16 protein-coding genes are annotated in these 19251 nt (G+C 42.4%); 9 read left to right on the forward strand and 7 right to left on the reverse strand.

The window, feature by feature from the left end:
- Window positions 1-327 precede the first annotated feature (327 nt).
- From minC to IPZ60_RS13090, 3 genes are all read right to left on the reverse strand, one after another.
- Complete coding sequence (minC, locus tag IPZ60_RS13080) at window positions 328-1170, reverse strand: septum site-determining protein MinC (RefSeq protein ID WP_194198172.1); 843 nt, start codon at window positions 1168-1170, stop codon at window positions 328-330.
- A gap of 146 nt (window positions 1171-1316) precedes the next feature.
- On the reverse strand, window positions 1317-2411 hold the full coding sequence (locus IPZ60_RS13085; RefSeq protein WP_194198173.1) for a hypothetical protein: 1095 nt from the start codon (window positions 2409-2411) through the stop codon (window positions 1317-1319).
- A gap of 434 nt (window positions 2412-2845) precedes the next feature.
- Window positions 2846-3817: an acyltransferase gene (locus tag IPZ60_RS13090; RefSeq protein WP_194198174.1), complete on the reverse strand. Its 972-nt coding sequence runs from the start codon at window positions 3815-3817 to the stop codon at window positions 2846-2848.
- A 430-nt stretch (window positions 3818-4247) separates the two neighbouring features.
- On the opposite strand from IPZ60_RS13090, the gene IPZ60_RS13095 reads away from it, so the two are divergent.
- From IPZ60_RS13095 to IPZ60_RS13125, 7 genes are all read left to right on the forward strand, one after another.
- Window positions 4248-4901, forward strand: a complete 654-nt coding sequence (locus tag IPZ60_RS13095; RefSeq protein ID WP_194198175.1) for an OmpA family protein — start codon at window positions 4248-4250, stop codon at window positions 4899-4901.
- A gap of 421 nt (window positions 4902-5322) precedes the next feature.
- Window positions 5323-6783 carry an imelysin family protein gene (locus tag IPZ60_RS13100; protein WP_194198176.1) on the forward strand — a complete coding sequence of 487 codons (1461 nt, stop codon included), beginning with the start codon at window positions 5323-5325 and terminating at the stop codon, window positions 6781-6783.
- 442 nt (window positions 6784-7225) lie between these two features.
- Window positions 7226-8905 carry a di-heme oxidoredictase family protein gene (locus IPZ60_RS13105; protein ID WP_227669364.1) on the forward strand — a complete coding sequence of 560 codons (1680 nt, stop codon included), beginning with the start codon at window positions 7226-7228 and terminating at the stop codon, window positions 8903-8905.
- Window positions 8906-9021: 116 nt separating this feature from the next.
- Window positions 9022-10173: an imelysin family protein gene (locus IPZ60_RS13110; protein WP_194198177.1), complete on the forward strand. Its 1152-nt coding sequence runs from the start codon at window positions 9022-9024 to the stop codon at window positions 10171-10173.
- Between the two features lie 3 nt (window positions 10174-10176).
- A complete protein-coding gene (locus IPZ60_RS13115) occupies window positions 10177-11850 on the forward strand; it encodes a DUF1513 domain-containing protein (protein ID WP_194198178.1) in 1674 nt (557 codons plus the stop codon).
- Between the two features lie 25 nt (window positions 11851-11875).
- On the forward strand, window positions 11876-12538 hold the full coding sequence (locus tag IPZ60_RS13120; RefSeq protein ID WP_194198179.1) for a M48 family metallopeptidase: 663 nt from the start codon (window positions 11876-11878) through the stop codon (window positions 12536-12538).
- Window positions 12539-12658: 120 nt separating this feature from the next.
- On the forward strand, window positions 12659-13261 hold the full coding sequence (locus tag IPZ60_RS13125) for a methyltransferase domain-containing protein (protein WP_194198180.1): 603 nt from the start codon (window positions 12659-12661) through the stop codon (window positions 13259-13261).
- Here the strand turns inward: IPZ60_RS13125 and IPZ60_RS13130 are convergent.
- The gene (locus tag IPZ60_RS13130; protein ID WP_194198181.1) at window positions 13235-13939 is read right to left on the reverse strand and encodes a hypothetical protein; all 705 of its coding nucleotides are present in this window, start codon (window positions 13937-13939) and stop codon (window positions 13235-13237) included. The genes IPZ60_RS13125 and IPZ60_RS13130 overlap by 27 nt on opposite strands.
- A 23-nt stretch (window positions 13940-13962) precedes the next feature.
- Entirely contained in the window at window positions 13963-14871 is a 909-nt protein-coding gene (locus tag IPZ60_RS13135) for a hydrogen peroxide-inducible genes activator (protein WP_194198182.1), read from the reverse strand.
- 316 nt (window positions 14872-15187) lie between these two features.
- On the opposite strand from IPZ60_RS13135, the gene ahpC reads away from it, so the two are divergent.
- Window positions 15188-15754: an alkyl hydroperoxide reductase subunit C gene (ahpC, locus tag IPZ60_RS13140; RefSeq protein WP_110924014.1), complete on the forward strand. Its 567-nt coding sequence runs from the start codon at window positions 15188-15190 to the stop codon at window positions 15752-15754.
- 163 nt (window positions 15755-15917) lie between these two features.
- On the opposite strand, the gene IPZ60_RS13145 is transcribed toward ahpC, so the two are convergent.
- Window positions 15918-16166: a YdcH family protein gene (locus tag IPZ60_RS13145; RefSeq protein ID WP_110924013.1), complete on the reverse strand. Its 249-nt coding sequence runs from the start codon at window positions 16164-16166 to the stop codon at window positions 15918-15920.
- 479 nt (window positions 16167-16645) lie between these two features.
- On the opposite strand from IPZ60_RS13145, the gene ahpF reads away from it, so the two are divergent.
- Entirely contained in the window at window positions 16646-18223 is a 1578-nt protein-coding gene (ahpF, locus tag IPZ60_RS13150; RefSeq protein WP_194198183.1) for an alkyl hydroperoxide reductase subunit F, read from the forward strand.
- Between the two features lie 83 nt (window positions 18224-18306).
- Here the strand turns inward: ahpF and IPZ60_RS13155 are convergent, their stop codons facing one another.
- The gene (locus IPZ60_RS13155) at window positions 18307-19167 is read right to left on the reverse strand and encodes a bile acid:sodium symporter family protein (protein WP_194198184.1); all 861 of its coding nucleotides are present in this window, start codon (window positions 19165-19167) and stop codon (window positions 18307-18309) included.
- Window positions 19168-19251 lie beyond the last annotated feature (84 nt).

The raw sequence follows: 19251 nt of genomic DNA on the forward strand, positions 1-19251 counted from the left end.
CACACTCCTATGAATCAATGAGATATCTTTATATGAATAGCGCAATTGTATATTACATTTATAGCATATATACACTACCTGCGAAGCTAGCCTAGCATAAATAAACAAAAATTTATAGCGAGTCTGCACTAAAGCAGGGAAACTGCTCATATATAGGCTACAAGGTAATATTGCCTAAAATTTATTAGCCAATACTGCCTATGATGAATAATAAAATAAACGCTTATGAAAGGTACAAATAGTGGCATAGCTAGTGATTCATCATAGAACAGTTTTGTTAAATAAACTTACTATAGCATTTGAGAGTTTATTTAAAAGCCATTCAAATTAGGTATCACTTATTACAGTAAACACCAAGCCTTCACCTTCTACAAATCTTACTTGTACGGCTTTATCAACGACATGTGGCGGTAAGTTATCTCGTAAGCAATAAGTACCTGCAACTGATACCAGTGAAGGATTGAAAACCTGACAAAAAATGCGAGCATCTTTGTCACCAGTAGCACCTGCAACCAATCGGCCTTGAGCACGGCCGTAAACATGAAGACTGTTGTCAGTAATTGCTTCAGCACCACTATTGACACTGTTGGTCAAAATCAAGTCGCCACCGACGTGATTGAGACTTTGTCCTGAGCGTAGCATTTGGTCATAGATTAGGCTAGTGATATGATCATCACTTGCTAGTGACTCTGTTGAGGTATCAGATATGGTTGTTTCAGTAGGTGACTCGCTGACGTAAGTCGCATGGTCGTTAATGGCTGAATCTGTTTCACTGTCTTCTAGAGCTTTACTCACTGGAGCAGTGGACTTTTTAGTGGGTACGATACGCTCGATACGTTTACCATCGGCGGGAAATATTGCCAACCGTTGCGCGCGCGCTTGAGAATCCATCATACCCGTGACTACACCGATGGGTTGTAGACCACATGACCATAACAGTTCTACTAACGCTGACAAATCTTGCTCGACTTCACTATCAATAAGAATGGGAATGTTGCTAGATTTGTTGCTAAAGGTTTCATTCAGCTGTGATTCAATAGCGCTCAAATCATTTGTATTGAACTGCAAACGTGAAAAGGTCAGCATCTTGCCATAAAATGCCAGTGCTGGCGTTGGTGCTGGCGTTGGTGCTGCGTTCGAGGTCTGGTTGTCACTATCTAAAACTGTCATATATAAATCCTCAAAAATTCATTCTATCGCTGTGTTCACGGTGCTGTTTTTATTATCGAGCCATACTGTTTTGTGCTATGACTTTAGTCTATGTTATAACTCTGCCATACTATTTTATCATCGAAGCATATTATTAGCAGTAGGGCTTATAGGTTAAGCATGTCTTGGTGTTTCCACTGTTGCACTTTTACTTGCGCTTCAAACTCAGTCAAACTGTCTTCAATGATACTCGAAATCAAAGTGTCTAGCGCTGTATTATCCGTATTTATTTGTGCAACACCACGGGCAATCGCGACCATTAATGAATCGAGAAGTTTAGGGTCAAGGAGACGTTGATTCAGTGCGTAAACGACGTTTTCGCCTATATTATGCCCAACATGTTGCAACTGTGATTCAATTAAACTGCCAGCGATAGGAATCATGCGTAGATAACGACGTAGCTCAGGCGTATTGGCCAAGCCTTCTTCAATGGCATTGCCAACCTCGGCTGCTAAGATACTGCCGCCACCTGATGCTGCCGTTAATTCCTGCAATTTGGGTGTTAGCTCTGTACGTAGTAAAGACAACAACACCGATTCGATTTCATCACGATTTCGTGAAATCGTCGATTCGATAAATGATTTGTGCGCTTCAGGGTCGGTCAGCTCTTGCCGAAAGTTTTGGATGGTTGTCAATATGACACGGTCCGATAACTCTTCTAGCAGTAAGTTAATATAGAACTTGATGCGATTAATCCACGGCTGCGGCAGCACTGGGTAGCCAAGCTGATATAAGCGTCGTCCGATGACCACTGCCCGAAACAAACGTAAAGCGCGCAGCTGCGGAAAGCAACCCAATACTTCATACCAGTGTACAAAGGGAAAAAAGAACCAGCGGTAATAGGCTTTTTCTTTAATAGCAATCATCCAACGCAGTGATAGCTCAACGATTAAGAATATCGTAAAGAAGCCACCAGCAGTACGCAAAGGATCATGCAAGGTGTTTTGATACCAACTGAGAGCCTCACCAATGGTCAGCCACCCTGCGATATGAGCACTAAAATTACTCATCAAAATAGCATCAATACTAATCAATAAGAGATCAATACTAATGATGATCATCATTACGATATCGTAAGTCAGCTTTAGACGATTTGGCTTGGGTCTATTTGGTCGTGACGGCTTATTATCCGACTGATTAGGGGATTGGTCCGGTAATGACGCTGAGTCTAGCTGCGGGCTAGTAGTAGGAGAGGCGGGCACAGTCAAACCTTATAAATGATAAATGGCATAAGAAGTAAGCGGCTTAGCGAGGGCGTGTCATCAATTAGATTGTGAGACTTAAAATGAGAAAAATTGTAGATAAACAAGGAAGCAATTGCCGTTAATATGAACATATTGGCAAAATTACTGACGATGTTTAGCAAAATTTAGCCATTTTAAGGCCACTAAATATATTTATGTGCTAATTGATGATACGCCCTAATATAGCGTTATGAAAGTCGCTACTGTTCAGAAATTCATACGCTAGTGACTGCTCACATTATCAATGAATAGGGCTAAAAAACAACCCATCTTTGATTATAATTAAGCATTACTATTTACGAGTTATCATTTAAGGTCAGTGTTTAAAAAACTAGTGATTACTTATGACGCTAATACGCGCTCAATAAGGTTACTACTTTGCCTTTATTTTTTTAGTGGTTTGAAGCATCTTGGATTTTAGGGTTGGTGTCAAAATCAGCCAGCATATCGGTAATGAGTTGGTCTTTTTCGTGCCATATCTGCTCAACCCAATCAAACATCTGCGCCTTTACTGCCTCATCATTTTCGTAGCCACCGTTTTGGATACCAGCAAATAATGAGTCAGGTATCTCGATATATCGTACATCGACGCCCAAGCGCTTAATATTACCTTTCCATAGATCGCTATAAGTCGGTACACCATCGGGATAAACAATCGTCATATCGAGCATGCCATCGATATCTTCACCCAGTGCGTTAATTGCTAATGATAGGCCACCCGCTCGTGGTTTTAATAGGTGAGTATAAGGCGACTGCTGCTTAGCCTGTTTGGCTTTGGTGAAGCGCGTGCCTTCTAGGTAATTTAATAAGGTAAAAGGCTTGTTTTTTAATAATGCACAGGCACGTTTGGCTTCTTCGATGTCCTTACCTTTTAATGCAGGGTTTTTCGCAACGGCTTCTTTGGAATGTCGACGCATCATTGGAAAATCTAAAAAGTAAAAAGCTTGACCAACAATGGGGATATAGATTAATTCAAACTTGGTAAAGAACCGTGTCAGCGGTAGGCGTTTTTCGCTAATGTACTGCACGATACTGGTATCGACCCAAGACTGATGATTGCTGACCAGTAGGTATTTGCCATTGATATGAACATCATCTGGTAAGTTAATACGCCAATCTTTACGTGGCAACATGTTGTCGATTAAAGCATTATTACTACTGATCCAGTGAGTGGCGATTTTTATCACGGTTTTATCCGCAATAGGAGCACCAGTGATAATCTTTCCAACGCCCATCAACCATAGAGGAATACTACCGCCGAAGCTATTGGCTGCGATAACGCCAGTTGCCGTCGCAAGTGAGATCGCTTTTGCTAGTTTAGGCGTGCGTTTGTGTATTTTTTTAATAGTGGAGGTCAGTCGCATGCTAATCCTTTTAGGTCAGTCTTATTGGTCTATAAATTATTCAGTGCTTCACTAGTAACTCTTTCGTCAGATACGCTTAAAAAGATAAATAAAGTTAAAATTCCGACGAATATGGGTGTTTATTTAGCAAGGTTGTTCATATTTTTGGCTCTGAGTATTGCTGCAGCATAATTTTAGCAGAAACAAATCATAGTGTACGAATACAAACGTGACTTGTGATAACACCTTATAGTCAGTAGCAAAAGGTCTCATGTTGATCGCTAGAATTATGAAAAGTTAGTCTTCACTTCTCGTACACAGTTGTGACAAAATATTACACATAGTTAGACTGCAATTGCCATAATGATGAAGAGTGTATGTAACTACATAGCGTCAATTAATAGACAATATCTATAAAAAGCACAATTTTTTAAACTTAAGAGGAAATATTATGCGTAATACATTAATGATTGCAGCGGTAGCATCAGGTCTAGTTCTTAGCGGTTGTACTACTACTGCTGACGGACAACAACGTCTGAATAAAACAGCTATTGGTAGCTTAGCTGGTGCCGTTGGTGGTGCAGCAATTTCTAAGGCAACTGGTGGCGATAAAACTGGTCGTGATGCAGCTATCGGCGCAGCTTTAGGTGCTGGTGTTGGTTATTATATGGAGCGTCAAGCTAAGCAGCTTGAGCAACAAATGGCTGGTACTGGTGTAACTGTTGAACAGAATCCAACGACAGGCAACATCGATCTAGTAATGCCAGGTAGCATCACATTCTCTTTTGATAATGCGACTCTTAGCTCATCTTTCAAGCCAACGCTTGATAAACTTGCTACTACCATGAACCAGTATAATCAAAACACGATTACTATCGCAGGTCACACTGATAGCCAAGGTTCAGATTCTTACAACATGGGTCTGTCACGTGATCGTGCTTACTCAGTTGCTAACTATCTAACGGCTCGCGGTGTTGCTTCTAACCGTGTTAATGTTGTTGCTTATGGTGAGTCACGTCCAGTAGCCGATAACAGCACTGACTATGGTCGTCAACAAAACCGCCGTGTTGAGTTAACTGTTAACGCTCCACAGAGCGTAAACTAATTAATAGTCCGATATAATGATTGTTTAAATAATCTTTATAAGTATTAGGATTATTCATAAAAAAGATCAGCGATAAGCTGGTCTTTTTTTGTGAGTTAAATTTGATTATTTGTTTTTTAGACCAGGAAGCATTGATAGCAGAAAATCAACATAGTAGACAGGCGCTTGAATAGTACTTTTAATATGACTGCTTTTTTAGTTAATTAGAAAGCTAGTAGAAGGCCAGTTCAAAATTAAATATTGATAATGATTATCAATACTACTATACTTTGTAAAGTTTTTTAATGTTGTAATTCTATTTCTCTTACCTTGCACAACAAATAGCTCACGTGCTTGGTTAGAATGTTTTGCGGCAACACACACTAATATCATTGATGCTTGTTCATCAAAACCAATTTTTTGCTATATTTTGAGGATATGTATGACGATTACTACCGTAATGAGCCGCAAGACTTTACCAACTACTTTAGCTGCTGCGCTTGCAGGGTTGTTATTGGTGTCAGGTTGTACCAAGCAAACCGAAGAAAATACTGATACTAGTGCGGATACGCAAACAGAGGTGCAAAACGCAGAAGCTACTGACAGTACAGAGTTGTCAGCTGCTGATAAAGCGCACAATGACAGACTGATCAGCAGTTATGCAAACATGGCACACGCTGCATACAAAGACTCGTTAGATACGGCTAAATTGTTGCAAACTGCAGTAGAAGCATACGTGGCAACACCAACTCAAGAAAACCTTGATGCAGCAAAAGCTGCTTATAAAGCTGCCCGCCAACCGTACTCACAAACTGAGATTTTCCGTTTTGATGAAGGTTTTGTGACTGCAAACGACAAACGTGCTATTGGTAGCATCGATGGTTGGGAAGGACAAATGAACGCTTGGCCACTTGACGAAGCATTGATTGATTATGTCAGTGACAGCTATGAAGGCGAGTACAACAGTCAAGACAACATCATCAATAGCGATACTATTACGGTTGGTAGCATCAATCAAGATACCAGCACTATTACGCCTGAGCTGTTAGCAGAGATGAATGAGATTGGTGGTAGTGAAGCCAATGTGACGACTGGCTACCATGCCATCGAATTCATGCTATGGGGTCAAGATACCAATGGCGTTAACGAAGGTGCTGGTAATCGCCCTGTGACTGATTATGCAACAGAAGCAGGTCAATGTACCAGTGGTGATACTGTCAATGATGATGCTAGTATATGTGAGCGTCGCGGCGAGTTTTTAACATCTGCTACGCAGTTACTAGTAGACGATCTAACCGCGATGGAAGCCGAGTGGCAGCCTGAGAGCGAAAACACCCTGCGTAGCGATCTGATGGCACGTAAATATGACAATGGCCTACGCCAGATTATGTATCAAATGGGCAGTCTAGCATTGGGCGAGCTTGCCTCTGAGCGTATGCAGGTTGCGTTTGTTACTGGCTCTACCGAAGATGAGCATGAGTGCTTCAGTGACTTAACACATCTAAGCTATGCCAATAATGCTCGCGGCATTCAAAATGTCTTTAACGGTAACTACAAGACAGTCGCTGGTAAAACGGTTGGCGGTTATGGCCTAAAAGACTACCTCGTTGATACTGATAACAAAGCAGCTGCTGATCAATTGGTTACAGATTTTGCTAAAGTAGAAGCTGCCTTTAACGTGATTGTTGAAAAAGGCGAAAAAGAAGGTATCAAAATTGATCAAATGATTGCTACTGCAGGTCAAGTAAGCAAGCAAGGTATCTCTGCTGAAGAACAAAACGTTCGCCGTGGATGGGTTGAGGCTGGTATCACTAGCTTACAAGAGCTGACTGTTGGTATCGAAAATGCTGCAAAAGCAGTTGGTATCGATAATTTAGACGCTGATGCAGGTTCGCAATTTTAAGTTGAGAGCTATACATTCTCAGTATGCCAAAAGCCCAACTGTATTTGTTTATAATGCCTGATAAGTCGCTATAAGCTAGGGCATGTCCTCAATTCAATCGATAGTTATCTAAATGGGTTAAAAATGGCTAAATCTTGCCAAACAGCGTCAAATAGCTGACTAATATCTCGATATTATTTGCGCTATTTTCCTTGTTTGACTGCAATTTATCTCATTTTTATTACCATTTTTAAAATGAGGATGCGCCCTAATGAGAATTATTTTCCTAGCAAAATAATTTAGGTATAATACGCACGTTGTCGACCAAGTTGGCAACGTGTTTTTTTGCCGTATTAAAATAGCTTGAGAGGTCGGTGTCTAGCTGTGCCTTATCGACTAAAAGTGAAGAACTTTATAGCCCGCGATTTTAATGGTTCTATGCTAGAACTAAGGTACCTTTTCTATGAACACCGCAAATTCTATGAACACCGCAAACGTCTCAAAAGTCAAAAAACCTGCCTCATTTTATTCTTCTTTTATCAATAAAAATGTACCGTCAAAACTGACAATTGGTATCTTCTGTGCGCTGTCTCTCAGTGCTTGTCAGCCGAATGACAGTACGTCTGATGGCGCTGATGCTAATGTTAATGAACAAGCTGAAGTCGAAAGTGGTGAAAACCAGGCAGTCGTTCCTGAGCGTATGGAGACGATAGAAACGCTCGCTGGCGTGCCAATGCAGCAGTTAGCAAGTTTTGACCCACAAGAGATCAAACAGGGCGGTGATACTGGTATCAGTATTAGTAGTGCAGAGAGTTACTCGAAGCCTTCATCCAATCTGACGGCATCACGTAAAGGCTCGTTTTTTATTGGTAATGCGTTCTTTAAGCAGCCGTGGGTCATCGCACCTGCTAGTACAGACAGTCGTGATGGTCTGGGCGCATTATTTAATGTTGCTGCTTGTCAGTCCTGTCATGTAAAAGACGGGCGTGGTCATGCGCCTATGAACGCCGATGATGATGCCGATAGCTTGCTCATTCGTCTGGCTATGCCTGCGACGACTGATGAGCAGCGTCAACAGTTACGGGATTCTTTGATCGAAAAAGTAGTGCATCCCATGTATGGTGGTCAGCTTCAGGATCGTGGCATCCAAGGTGTGCCTGCTGAAGCTAGGATATCTGTACAGTGGACAGATAAGCCAGTCACTTTCGCTGATGGCTACGTCGAAACGTTACGTGCACCTACTTTTAACCTAACCCAACCTGGTTACGGTAAATTAGATGATGAATTGATGGTATCACCGCGTGTGGCTCTACCTATGATTGGGCTTGGGCTACTGGAGCAGATTCCAGATGAGGCTATCAAGAATCAAGCTATGAAGTCAAAAGGTGATATTAGCGGAAAATTCAACTGGGTTATGGATCCGCAAACGGGTAAAAATGCACTCGGACGTTTTGGTTGGAAAGCGGGACAAACCAAGCTGATTACCCAAAACCAAAGTGCCTTTAATGAAGACATGGGGCTAACGTCAAATATCCGCCCTAATGAGTCTTGTATGCCGACGCAAACCGCTTGTCTGAATGCGACGACGGGTGCTGATGAGCAAGGTAACGGTAAACCACCTGTTGAAGTTAATGATGACGTGGCAAAGTTTGTAGAGTTTTATACTCGTAACCTAGCGGTTCCAAATCGTCGTGATGCGGATGATGAATTGGTCTTGGCTGGCAAAAAACGCTTCTATGACATTGGCTGCCAGAGCTGTCATACACCAAGATATCAGTTGCCAAAAACCGACGATGATCGTCTTGAGCAGCATGGACAAGTGATTTATCCTTATACGGATCTGCTGATACATGATATGGGTGATGATCTTGCTGATCGTACGATTGCTGGCAAGCTACCACCAAAAGAGGCGCAAGTTGAATTTTTGGCCAATTCTTATGAGTGGCGTACCCCTGCGTTATGGGGTGTGGGTCTTGCTCAGATTGTGGATCCACAAGCAACGTTCTTGCATGATGGTCGTGCTCGCACCTTGATGGAAGCCGTTCTATGGCATGGTGGAGAGTCTGAAAAACAACAGAAAGAAGTGCTTAAACTTGATAAACAAGGGCGTGCTGAATTGAATGCGTTCTTAAAATCATTATAAAAGCGCGGTTGTTTATTTACATTTAATACCTAAATAGGGCAGATGTTAATAATACAATCTGCCCTATTACAGATACAACGATTGAAATAATTACTCATATAAATACCGAGAAACCTATGAAAATAAACCATGCTTTGGCAATGGCGTTATCTGCATTAAGCGCTGGATTGCTAATCAGCTGTGTTAAGCCTGCTGATGACAATAAAGCACCAGAGACGGACAGCCAAGAAGTTGCGCAAGACAGCGCTGCTGCTAGCAGCCCAGCAGAAGAGAATGGTGATATTACTGCTAAAATTAATGCAGTAGACATCAGTACCGATACCGAAACCGCTTATCTGACCCATGTGGCCAATGATATTGTCATTCCAGCATATGCTGATGTGGCCAAACAAAGCGACCTACTGCATGATTTGGCACAAACGCATTGCCAGTCAGGACCAGTCAGTGGTGAGGAACTACAAGCGCTGCGCGATCAATGGCTCGTTTTAGCACAAGCATGGGCGGGCGCTGAGATGATTAACTTTGGTCCTGCGACTGCCAGCATGAGTAATCTATATATCAATTACTATCCTGACGAACGTGGCTTGGTACATAGTGGCGTTGCAGATCTCATCACTGCCAACCCGCAGCTGACCGCTGAGCAACTCGCTAACGAAAGTGCGATTGTCCAAGGTGTCCCAGGGCTAGAAGAAGCACTATATGCGAATGACAGTTTAGACGCTGGTCAATGTGCTTATGTCATCAGTGCAAGCAGTGCGTTGAGCACACGCCTAAAAGAGATTGAGAAAAACTGGCAGCAGAATTCAACGCAGTTATTGGCAATCGATAAAGTATCTGATAGCGACCAAGGACTGAATCAATGGTTCAACTCTTTGCTATCGTTGGTCGAAACCATGAAGTCTAACGCCATCGATCAACCATTGGGTCTAACTGGTAAAGCGAAAGGTCATCTACCTGCTGCTACTGCCGCACAAAGTCGCGCGATTATTAATGCGAAGCTTGCGACATTGAATAAAGTGCTGACTGATCCAGTATTGACCGAAATACTAAACAGTAATAACGACAGCGAAGTGGGTAATAATTTATCAACCGAACTGGCTGAAACCACCACGCTATTGGCGCAAATGCCAGAGGATTTGGCGACGGCAGATAAAGACTCGCAGCAAGCGTTGTATGACCATCTAACGACGATAACACGCCTGATTAAACGTCAATTGATTCCCACACTCGGTATTCGTGTCGGATTTAATAGCACAGATGGTGATTAAGCTATGCAGACACAGGGTGATACAGTAAAAGATACTACCGAAATAGACGCTACTGAAACAAACGGTATCAAGCGTTTAGGTCTTTTGGATAGATGCTTTAAGCCGGAAGTGCTGAAAACGTCGGCACTGACAGTGCTTAGTACGGCAGCGTTGGTTGGAATACATCATCGCTACCGTAAGCAGCGTTATCCATCTGCGCGTTTGCAAGACTATGCAATAGGAGTGGGAACACAACTTCAGTCACTGTCGTTAAAGGTGTCATCACAGCTATCATTACTGACGTCACCCCAGTCAGCCGCTACGCAACAACTATCAAGGCTACAGTACGCCTATCAGCAGACCACGAATGCTTGGCATAAGGCTTATCAAAGCTACTCATCGAGCATGGATTATGATGGCGATAGTTGTGTTAATAGTCATGTTGATAGTCATATTAATAGTGCTGACGTGGTTGCAGATTTTTCAGCAGCCCATACTACTACCATGCTGGTACGACCCGTATGTTGGGTGAGCGGTGTCGCATCAATGCCACAGTCAGCCGTTTTAACGAGCGATGAGGAAAGCGTCGATGGCTATGGGGTGGTCGGCATCGATGCAGATCGCCAAATTGTTTGGCAGACGACGATGCCAGAGCGTGTACATGATATTGTCGTTCAGCCATCTTTAGCTGACTCTAGTAGCCAAGTAACTCGTGATGTCGTCGTCATGGGTCGCCGTCCCAGTGAAAAGTTTTGGGTGTTGGACACGGCAACTGGTCAAGTAAAGTATGCTATCGAAGCATCTGTCGATCGTCATTTTTATGGTCATGCTTGCTACAGTTTGGACGGCACGTTGCTGTATGTCACCGAAAACAATACGGTTGATTTAGCAGGTAAAGTTGGTATCTATGATATCAATCAAGGCTATCAAAAAATTGCAGAGTTTGACTCACATGGCATCGGTCCACATGAGCTGATTATGCATCCAGATGGTGAGACGCTCGTTATCGCGAATGGTGGTATTAAGACTGAGCAAGCTTCTCGTGAAGAGCTAAATTTAGATACCATGCGACCATCGTTGGTGTATCTGAACCGTCATGACGGCACATTGCTTGAACAGGTCATTCCTGAACACAATCAGATGAGCGTACGCCATTTAGCCATGCATGACGATGGTACGGTGATGATTGGTATCCAGTTCCAAGGTGAGAGGCATATTAATGTGCCATTAGTGCTCACACATAAGCGCGGCGATACTGATTTTGAGCCGCTTACGATGCCGAATAATCAATGGCAACGCTTTCATCAATATATCGCCAGTGTGGCGGTCGACAGTGAGCGCAATCTATTATGCGTAACGACGCCTATTGGTGGATGTGCGGCTATTTATGATTTAACCACTCGTGCGCTGATTGATACAGTAAGTTTGCCAGATTGTGCAGGGGCATCGGTATCTTCTCGTGATAGTTATAACGAGTCTAACGGGTATAATGCGCAGTTATCAGACAATCAACTACTAGGTTTTATCGTTAGCGATGGGCAAGGGCAACTGACAACTTTGAATGTGGCTCCATCAACACAAGCAGCAAACCAAACAGATGAAAAACGAGATGAGAGAATGGCGTTAGCTGATCGAATTATTCAAGACAGTCAGCGACACAAAATGTCTTTTGATAATCACTTGCAGGCATTGTTGTGATAAGTGAGAGAGGCAGGGGATAACGATGGCGACACAGGATACGACATCGATATCAATACTCGCTAAGCAACAACTGGCACAAGCAGGCATTGAGCTACAGGTTACTAAAAAACGTGTCAAAAATATCAATTTTCGTCTAAAGCCTTATCTGTTGATGGTGTCTGTACCAGTATCTATGAGTACAGCACAGATTGCACAGGCCATTGCTCAGCGCGTATCATGGGCAGTGGCTAACCATGCACAAGTATTGGAACAATATAAGCGTAAACAGCACACCTTAACTGAGTCCTCAACTGCCAATAGCCCGCTGTTATTATGGGGGATAGCACAGTCCTTTACACTCAGCCCTGATGACACAATCGCCTATTATCGGCAACAGCTCTCCGACGTTATCCCTTCTTTGTTTGACAAATGGCAACCCATCGTTGGTGCCCGTGCCAATGAAGTCCGCCTAAAAAAAATGCATACACGCTGGGGCAGCTGCAATACGCGTGTGCGTCGGGTCTGGTTATCTGTCTACCTTCCCGCTTATCCCATTGAATGCACCGAATATGTCATCGTCCACGAGCTGTGTCATTTGCATCATGCCAATCATAGTTCTGCATTTTGGCAGACTGTAGCGACAGCGATGCCAGATTATCAGCATTGGCATAATATGCTGGCAGGTAAAACGGGAAAGCTAGATTAAATCTAATCTTCAATATCTGTAACGTTAATAAGCCAAACATGCTAAATTATAACGGTGTATTTTGTACCGTTTAAATGAAATTTAGAGTTTATGATAGAGTCAGGTGGATAAGGATATTCTATGAACAATGTCAATCAGGCTGATTTTTGGCAGCAGCGTTATGAGCAAGACCGTATCGGTTGGGACATGGGAGAGGTATCACCACCGCTCAAAGCTTATATTGATCAGTTACCTGAGGCTGCGAAAGGTCAGACGATTTTAGTACCGGGTGCGGGCAATGCATACGAAGTAGGTTATCTGCATGAGCAAGGTTTTACCAATGTTACCTTGGTTGATTTTGCACCTGCTCCGATTGAAGCATTTGCTGAGCGTTATCCCGACTTTCCAGCTGAGCATTTAATCTGCGCAGATTTCTTTGGTTTATCGCCTGAGCAACATCAGTTTGATTGGGTACTTGAGCAGACATTTTTTTGTGCGATAAATCCAGCACGCCGTGATGAGTATGTCGAGCAAATGGCTGCGTTGCTAAAACCTAAAGGTAAGCTGATCGGTCTGCTATTTGATAGAGATTTTGGGCGACAAGAACCACCATTCGGTGGCACGAAAGAAGAATACCAACAGCGTTTTGAAAGTCTTTTCGATATCGAAGTAATGGAGCCGAGCTATAACTCGCATTCTGCACGGCAGGGTAGTGAGCTATTCGTTAAGCTGCGCGTGAAGTAGTGAGTTAATCTCACGCTTGATATTATCCCGAGCTTGCGCTTCTAACTGCTCATAGTAATAGTCAGTCAGATAGAGTTTGGGATGTGCTAATAACCCTTTTAAGACGGCCATTCGTCCGGCGCAATAATCTGCTATCGGAACATGCAGGTATTCTTGGCGTACCGCTTTGGCATATTTCTCATATGCCGACCACGAGGTACCCAAAATACTTAAATCGATATCCAATAAATACGCTGCATCGCTATAGCTGTTTTTCTCTTTAGCTATGTCTGACCATTCATCAATCTTGTCAATTTCATGGCTAGCAGTCATCATAATCAGGGCATATATATGTCGGCATTGATCAGCGTCTAAATAATGCCCTAACACTTCTACTGCAAATTCTGCACTTTTTAGCTCATTGTCTGAGCGTGTCGGCTCATATATCACATCATGATAATACATTGCTAATGCGATAATATCTGGCTCGTTAAAGTGGGGTTTAATCTGTTCGAACTGTCCAAATAATTGCTGAATATGGTGCAGGGTATGATAGGCGCGTTGTTCTTCGTTATAACGCACAGCGATATCTTGCCAGAGTGCTTGTGCTTCTTTTGGCGTGACATCCCTGTTAATAGCAGATAGATGAACATAGAAACGATTGCCTAGCTCAGTGTTCATTTGCGACAACTCGTTCATATTCATCCTTTATAACCTACCATTTATACTTTATTGGCCGCATCTTCAAAAGCTTGCTTGAATACTTTGCCAAGCAGATTGACATCATCGACACGGGCGTAATTCAGACGGGTGACAAAGGCAATATGGCGATGAGGGCCTTGCTCAGCTAATGGTACCGCAACGGCATTTTGGTTTTGTAGATGAAGTTGATCTAATGCCATCTCTGGTACTAACGTTGTGCCCATATTGGCAAGTGCCATTTGAATAAGTGTGTTCAAACTGGCATCTGAGAAACTTGATTTCATCTGTGCACGATCAAAATGACAGACAGAGAGCGTCTGGTCGGTCAAGCAATGCCCTTCGCCCAGCAGCATGAGATTGGCAGTTGCTAGCTCATCTGCATTGATGGTTTCAAGCTTGGCATGCACGTCTTCTTTTGGGAATACAGCAAAGAAATCCTCGCTCCAAAACTCAAAGCTATGTAGTCCATCTACCGCATAAGGTAATGCAATAATAGCAGTGTCGATATGACCGTAACGTACTTGCTCTAGCAAGCGCTCTGTCTGTTGCTCAACGATGGTCATGCGAAACTCTGGATGGTGAGCTCGCAGGGCAGGCAATACTTTCGGTAGCAGGTACGGCGCAATCGTTGGAATGATGCCGACGGTCATCGGATATGCAAGCGGTGATTGATGGCTGTGGGCACGTGTGGTCAAATCACTAACCTCAGAAAATACTCGCTGCGCCCGCGTTAGAATGTCTTCGCCAATAGGGGTAATCAATACTTGCTTATTGTTACGCTCAAAAATCTGTGTATCCAACTGCTTTTCTAACTCGGCAATACCCAAGCTCAGCGCAGACTGAGAGATGTTACAGTCTTCCGCTGCACGTTTAAAATGACGGTGTTTGGCCACTGCTAAGGCAAACTCAAGCTGACGTAAAGTAATCATAAAACCTCTCTATTAATGGGCTTTTAACAAGGTACACTGTGGTGACTTATTTGGTGTATCCGTTCGATATCTGACCTTGGTGTCACCTTAATGTAATCTATGTGTTATATAGTCAATGACGTATCACGCACTGATGATAAAAAATAGAGATAATAGTTTAACAAGTTTAATAAAACAAAACATCACATTAAAAACTTTTAACTGGATTAACGATAGAATTCGCGTATAGTCTGTCAGGTAGCCCAAAGTACTAAAGGCTTAACAGAAACATTCATACCAATAAACTCCAATTAACTTAACTATAAAGGAGCCAATCATGGCGTCTATCATCAATCAAGAAATCCCAGAATTTTCAGCAGATGCGTACGTAAACGGTGAGTTCAAAACTATCACTTCAGAAGACGTAAAAGGCAACTGGGCTATTTTCTTATTCTACCCAGCCGATTTTACTTTTGTTTGCCCAACTGAACTTGAAGACATGGCAGCTCATTATGACGAGCTAAAAGGCCTAGGCGTAGAAGTATACTCAGTATCAACTGACACTCATTTCACGCACAAAGCATGGCATGATTCTTCAGATGCAATCGGTAAAGTACAGTATCCAATGATCGGCGATCCTACTGGTAAAATCACCCGTGGCTTCAACGTTATGATCGAAGAAGCTGGTCTAGCTGAACGTGGTACGTTCCTAGTAGATCCAGATGGCTTGATTCAGGTTGCTGAAATCCATGCTGGCGGTATCGGTCGTAGTGCAAAAGACATGCTACGTAAAGTGAAAGCAGCACAGTACGTTCGTGAAAACGATGGCGAAGTTTGCCCAGCAGCTTGGGAAGCTGGTCAAGAAACGCTAAAACCAAGTCTTGATCTTGTTGGTAAAATCTAAGTAATGGCTTAATCAGTCAAATTATTTAGATATTTGTAGTGTTGTATATAAAGCTATTGGTTATATCAGTGTTATGAATAAAGACCCCATCAGCATAAGTTGATGGGGTCTTTTTATGTCGTTTACTAATCAGAGTTTTTATTGCGTAATCATAAATGATGTATTAAGCATGAGATTGTAGTTTGTTTTTATCGATTATTTTATAAATCTCATCTTTTAGTTGCAGCTTTCGCCGCTTCATTTGTTCTATTTCTTCATCACGGCTAGCATGCTTTACCAAATCTTTTTCCAGATGATTAATCTGTTGATCAAGCTGAGTATGCTCATCAAAAATATTGGCAAAATGGCTGTCTTTTTGCCTAAGTTCAGTAATAACATCTCGGTTGTCTTGCAAAGTATCAGTCTTTCTCATGTGTTCATCCTTGTTATGAAGCGCAAGCTAACAATAAGCATCCGCGCATTGTCGTTATGATTTTGAGACTTGATTTTTATTAAGCCAAAACGCTCACTCAATATTGATAAGGCTTAATACCAGCAGAGAGGCCTCATGATAAACCTATGAAAAAGCCAATCTGTTACGAGACAAATAAGAATTTTTCTTATCGGCCTTACTTGATTGTAGCGAAAAAACAACCTCTATACTATGATAATTAATCTGCATATGGATTAATATTTAATTTTAAATAATGATCTACGATTGGTTTTATAAAACATAAGGTTTGAGTTTCTCAGCTTGCCCAAATCCTTCAAACCTATGATAATAGAGACATCAAAGGGCATAAGCTTATTGCCTATAATATTTTAGACAACATTATTAATACTAAATAATCCCTATTTGAACGCGCAACATAACAGTTGCCGTTACATATCCAGTAATGAAGAGGAACAAACATGATAGATCAAGGTTTATTAGACGCGATTAAGAGCTACAGTGAAAACATGACTCGTCCTATTACTTTTGTATTGGGTAGCGGTGAGCATAGTAAGCGTGCCGAATTGATTGATTTTTTGACTAAAATTGCTGGTACGACGGATAAAATCAATTTTGATGCGACAGCGAATGATGACAGTTTGCCAAGCCCAATCAGTTTTAAAGTAGTTGGCCATATCGATGGCGTATTGACAGATACGGGTATCGTCTTTAGCGGTATTCCAGGTGGTCATGAATTTACCTCGCTTATTTTGGCTATCTTGCAAGCGGGCGGTCATACGCTAAAATTGGATGAAGGTATCCAGAAGTTAATCAAGCGTTTTAATAAGCCCTTACAGTTCCAAACCTATGTATCTCTGTCGTGCCATAGCTGCCCAGAAGTGGTCCAAGCGTTAAACCAATTTGCGCTACTCAATGATGACATCAGCAATGAGATGATCGACGGTGCATTGTTCCAAGAGCAGGTAGAAGCGAACAATATCCAAGGTGTACCAGCGGTATTTTTAAACGGTAAGCCATTTGCTAATGGTTTGATTGACACTGCTAAATTGATCGGAAAATTGCAAGAGCAGTTCCCTGATTTATTGTCAGAAGTAGAAGACGATGCTGAGCAACTAGAGCAGCAAGACGTTACTATCATCGGTGCTGGTCCTGCAGGTGTGGCGGCAGCTATTTATACCGCTCGCAAAGGCCTAAAAGTAACTATGGTTGCTGATCGTATCGGTGGTCAGGTCAAAGACACGCAAGACATCGAAAACTTGATTTCGGTACCATTAACGAACGGTACTGACTTATCAAACAACTTTGTTAAGCATCTGCACGAATACAACATCACGCTAAAAGAACACGTGAGCGTGAAAGAAATCAGTGAAACTGAAGATGAGAACTACCGTATCCATCTGAATACTGGTGAGATGTTTGAGACTCGTAGTATTATCCTAGCGACAGGTGCTCAATGGCGTAAGCTTGGCGTACCGGGCGAAGATGAGAACATCGGTAAAGGCGTAGCGTTCTGTGCTCACTGTGATGGACCTTTCTTCAAAGGTAAAGATGTATCGGTCGTTGGTGGTGGTAACTCTGGTATTGAAGCCGCGATTGATTTATCAGGTATCGTGAAACATGTCACGGTATTCGAGTTTGCTGACGACTTAAAAGCGGATCAGGTGCTCATCAACAAGGCCAAAGAAAAAGCCAATATTGACATCATTACCAGCGCGGCGACCAAAGAAATTAAAGCCACAGACGGTAAAGTTAGCTCTATTGTTTATGAAGACCGCAACTCGGGTGACACCAAAGAGTTAGATTTGGCAGCGGTGTTTGTACAAATTGGCTTAGTACCGAATACTGGATTTATCAAAGGTTTTGTTGATTTGAACCGTTTCGGTGAGATTGAGATTGATGAGCGCTGCCGTACGGATCGCAAAGGTATCTTTGCTTGTGGTGATGTAACGACTGTTCCTTTTAAACAGATCAACATTGCGATGGGTGAGGGTAGTAAAGCAGCACTGTCAGCGTTTGAATATTTAGTCATGCAATAAGCTGTTTAGATAGAAACTGTAAAGTACTAAAGTTAGCCTAAGAAGCCACCTCTTTTGAGGTGGTTTTTTTATGTTCACTAAAATCAGTTCTTATTCCGAATCAACGCAATAACTGGTAGCGCAATCACATACATCAACACACCATATACCGCCGCAGGCAAAGCGATGGCAGGCAGGCCAACAGCTGTTCCCATAATGATAGGTGCTAAAGTAATCGCAGTCGTACTGTTCTGAATGCTCGTCTCTATAGAGATGGTTTTGGTATCAAACCAGCTCAGCTTTAATAATTTAGAAGTCAAAATACTAAATATAAATAAAGCCATAATGATAAGGACAAGCTCAAGCCCCATTGATGTCAACTGTGACTTTAGCAGCTCCCAGTTAGAAGCGATGGCAGCGAAGACTATCAATATGAAAAAGATACTGGCCAAGCCATTTAAAACACTGCTCCTACGTACCATAAAATCGGTGAATTTATAGCGAGCGAGCATACCAAGGGTAACCGGTAACGTTGTCAAGAGAAACATGACAGCGCCAATCTTTACCGCGCTAATAGAGCCCGTTTGGTCTTGCATAAAGTGGTTAAAAGCTAAGGTGATTAGAATAGGCAAGGTAATGACAGATAATAGGCTGACCACGCCAGTGAGGGCGACTGACAGCGCGACATTGCCTTTGGCATAATAGGTGAGCATGTTGCTCGTGACGCCGCCTGGACAAAAGCTAATCAGCATAATGCCAAAAGCGATTTCTGGTGGTGGTGCCATTACTAAAATCACTGCCAAAGCAATCAAAGGCACGAAAATAACTTGATTGACGAGGCCTACAAAAAAAGCTTTGGGGTAATTGACGATAACCTTAAAGTCACTGGGTTTTAGCCCTGTTCCTAAGGTAAACATAATGTAGGCAAGAGCCAGTGGGAGTAAAGCCAGAGCAGTACCGCTCATAAAACATTCCTTGTTGAATTAAAAGCCATATTAAAATGACTTTCTAAATAGATCACATTCCTTGTGTCTCTATCATCTTAAGTG

This window comes from Psychrobacter sp. NG25 (assembly GCF_015234355.1).
Taxonomy (GTDB): Bacteria; Pseudomonadota; Gammaproteobacteria; order Pseudomonadales; family Moraxellaceae; genus Psychrobacter.

Bases quoted from the DNA above. Each gene is read 5' to 3' on its own strand.
- IPZ60_RS13090 (WP_194198174.1), bottom strand. From the start codon at position 3,817: ATGCGACTGACCTCCACTATTAAAAAAATACACAAACGCACGCCTAAA.
- IPZ60_RS13125 (WP_194198180.1), top strand. From the start codon at position 12,659: ATGAACAATGTCAATCAGGCTGATTTTTGGCAGCAGCGTTATGAGCAA.
- IPZ60_RS13155 (WP_194198184.1), bottom strand. From the start codon at position 19,167: ATGAGCGGTACTGCTCTGGCTTTACTCCCACTGGCTCTTGCCTACATT.
- minC (WP_194198172.1), bottom strand. From the start codon at position 1,170: ATGACAGTTTTAGATAGTGACAACCAGACCTCGAACGCAGCACCAACG.
- ahpF (WP_194198183.1), top strand. From the start codon at position 16,646: ATGATAGATCAAGGTTTATTAGACGCGATTAAGAGCTACAGTGAAAAC.
- IPZ60_RS13135 (WP_194198182.1), bottom strand. From the start codon at position 14,871: ATGATTACTTTACGTCAGCTTGAGTTTGCCTTAGCAGTGGCCAAACAC.
- IPZ60_RS13110 (WP_194198177.1), top strand. From the start codon at position 9,022: ATGAAAATAAACCATGCTTTGGCAATGGCGTTATCTGCATTAAGCGCT.
- ahpC (WP_110924014.1), top strand. From the start codon at position 15,188: ATGGCGTCTATCATCAATCAAGAAATCCCAGAATTTTCAGCAGATGCG.
- IPZ60_RS13115 (WP_194198178.1), top strand. From the start codon at position 10,177: ATGCAGACACAGGGTGATACAGTAAAAGATACTACCGAAATAGACGCT.
- IPZ60_RS13105 (WP_227669364.1), top strand. From the start codon at position 7,226: ATGAACACCGCAAATTCTATGAACACCGCAAACGTCTCAAAAGTCAAA.
- IPZ60_RS13100 (WP_194198176.1), top strand. From the start codon at position 5,323: ATGACGATTACTACCGTAATGAGCCGCAAGACTTTACCAACTACTTTA.
- IPZ60_RS13145 (WP_110924013.1), bottom strand. From the start codon at position 16,166: ATGAGAAAGACTGATACTTTGCAAGACAACCGAGATGTTATTACTGAA.
- IPZ60_RS13120 (WP_194198179.1), top strand. From the start codon at position 11,876: ATGGCGACACAGGATACGACATCGATATCAATACTCGCTAAGCAACAA.
- IPZ60_RS13095 (WP_194198175.1), top strand. From the start codon at position 4,248: ATGCGTAATACATTAATGATTGCAGCGGTAGCATCAGGTCTAGTTCTT.
- IPZ60_RS13130 (WP_194198181.1), bottom strand. From the start codon at position 13,939: ATGAACGAGTTGTCGCAAATGAACACTGAGCTAGGCAATCGTTTCTAT.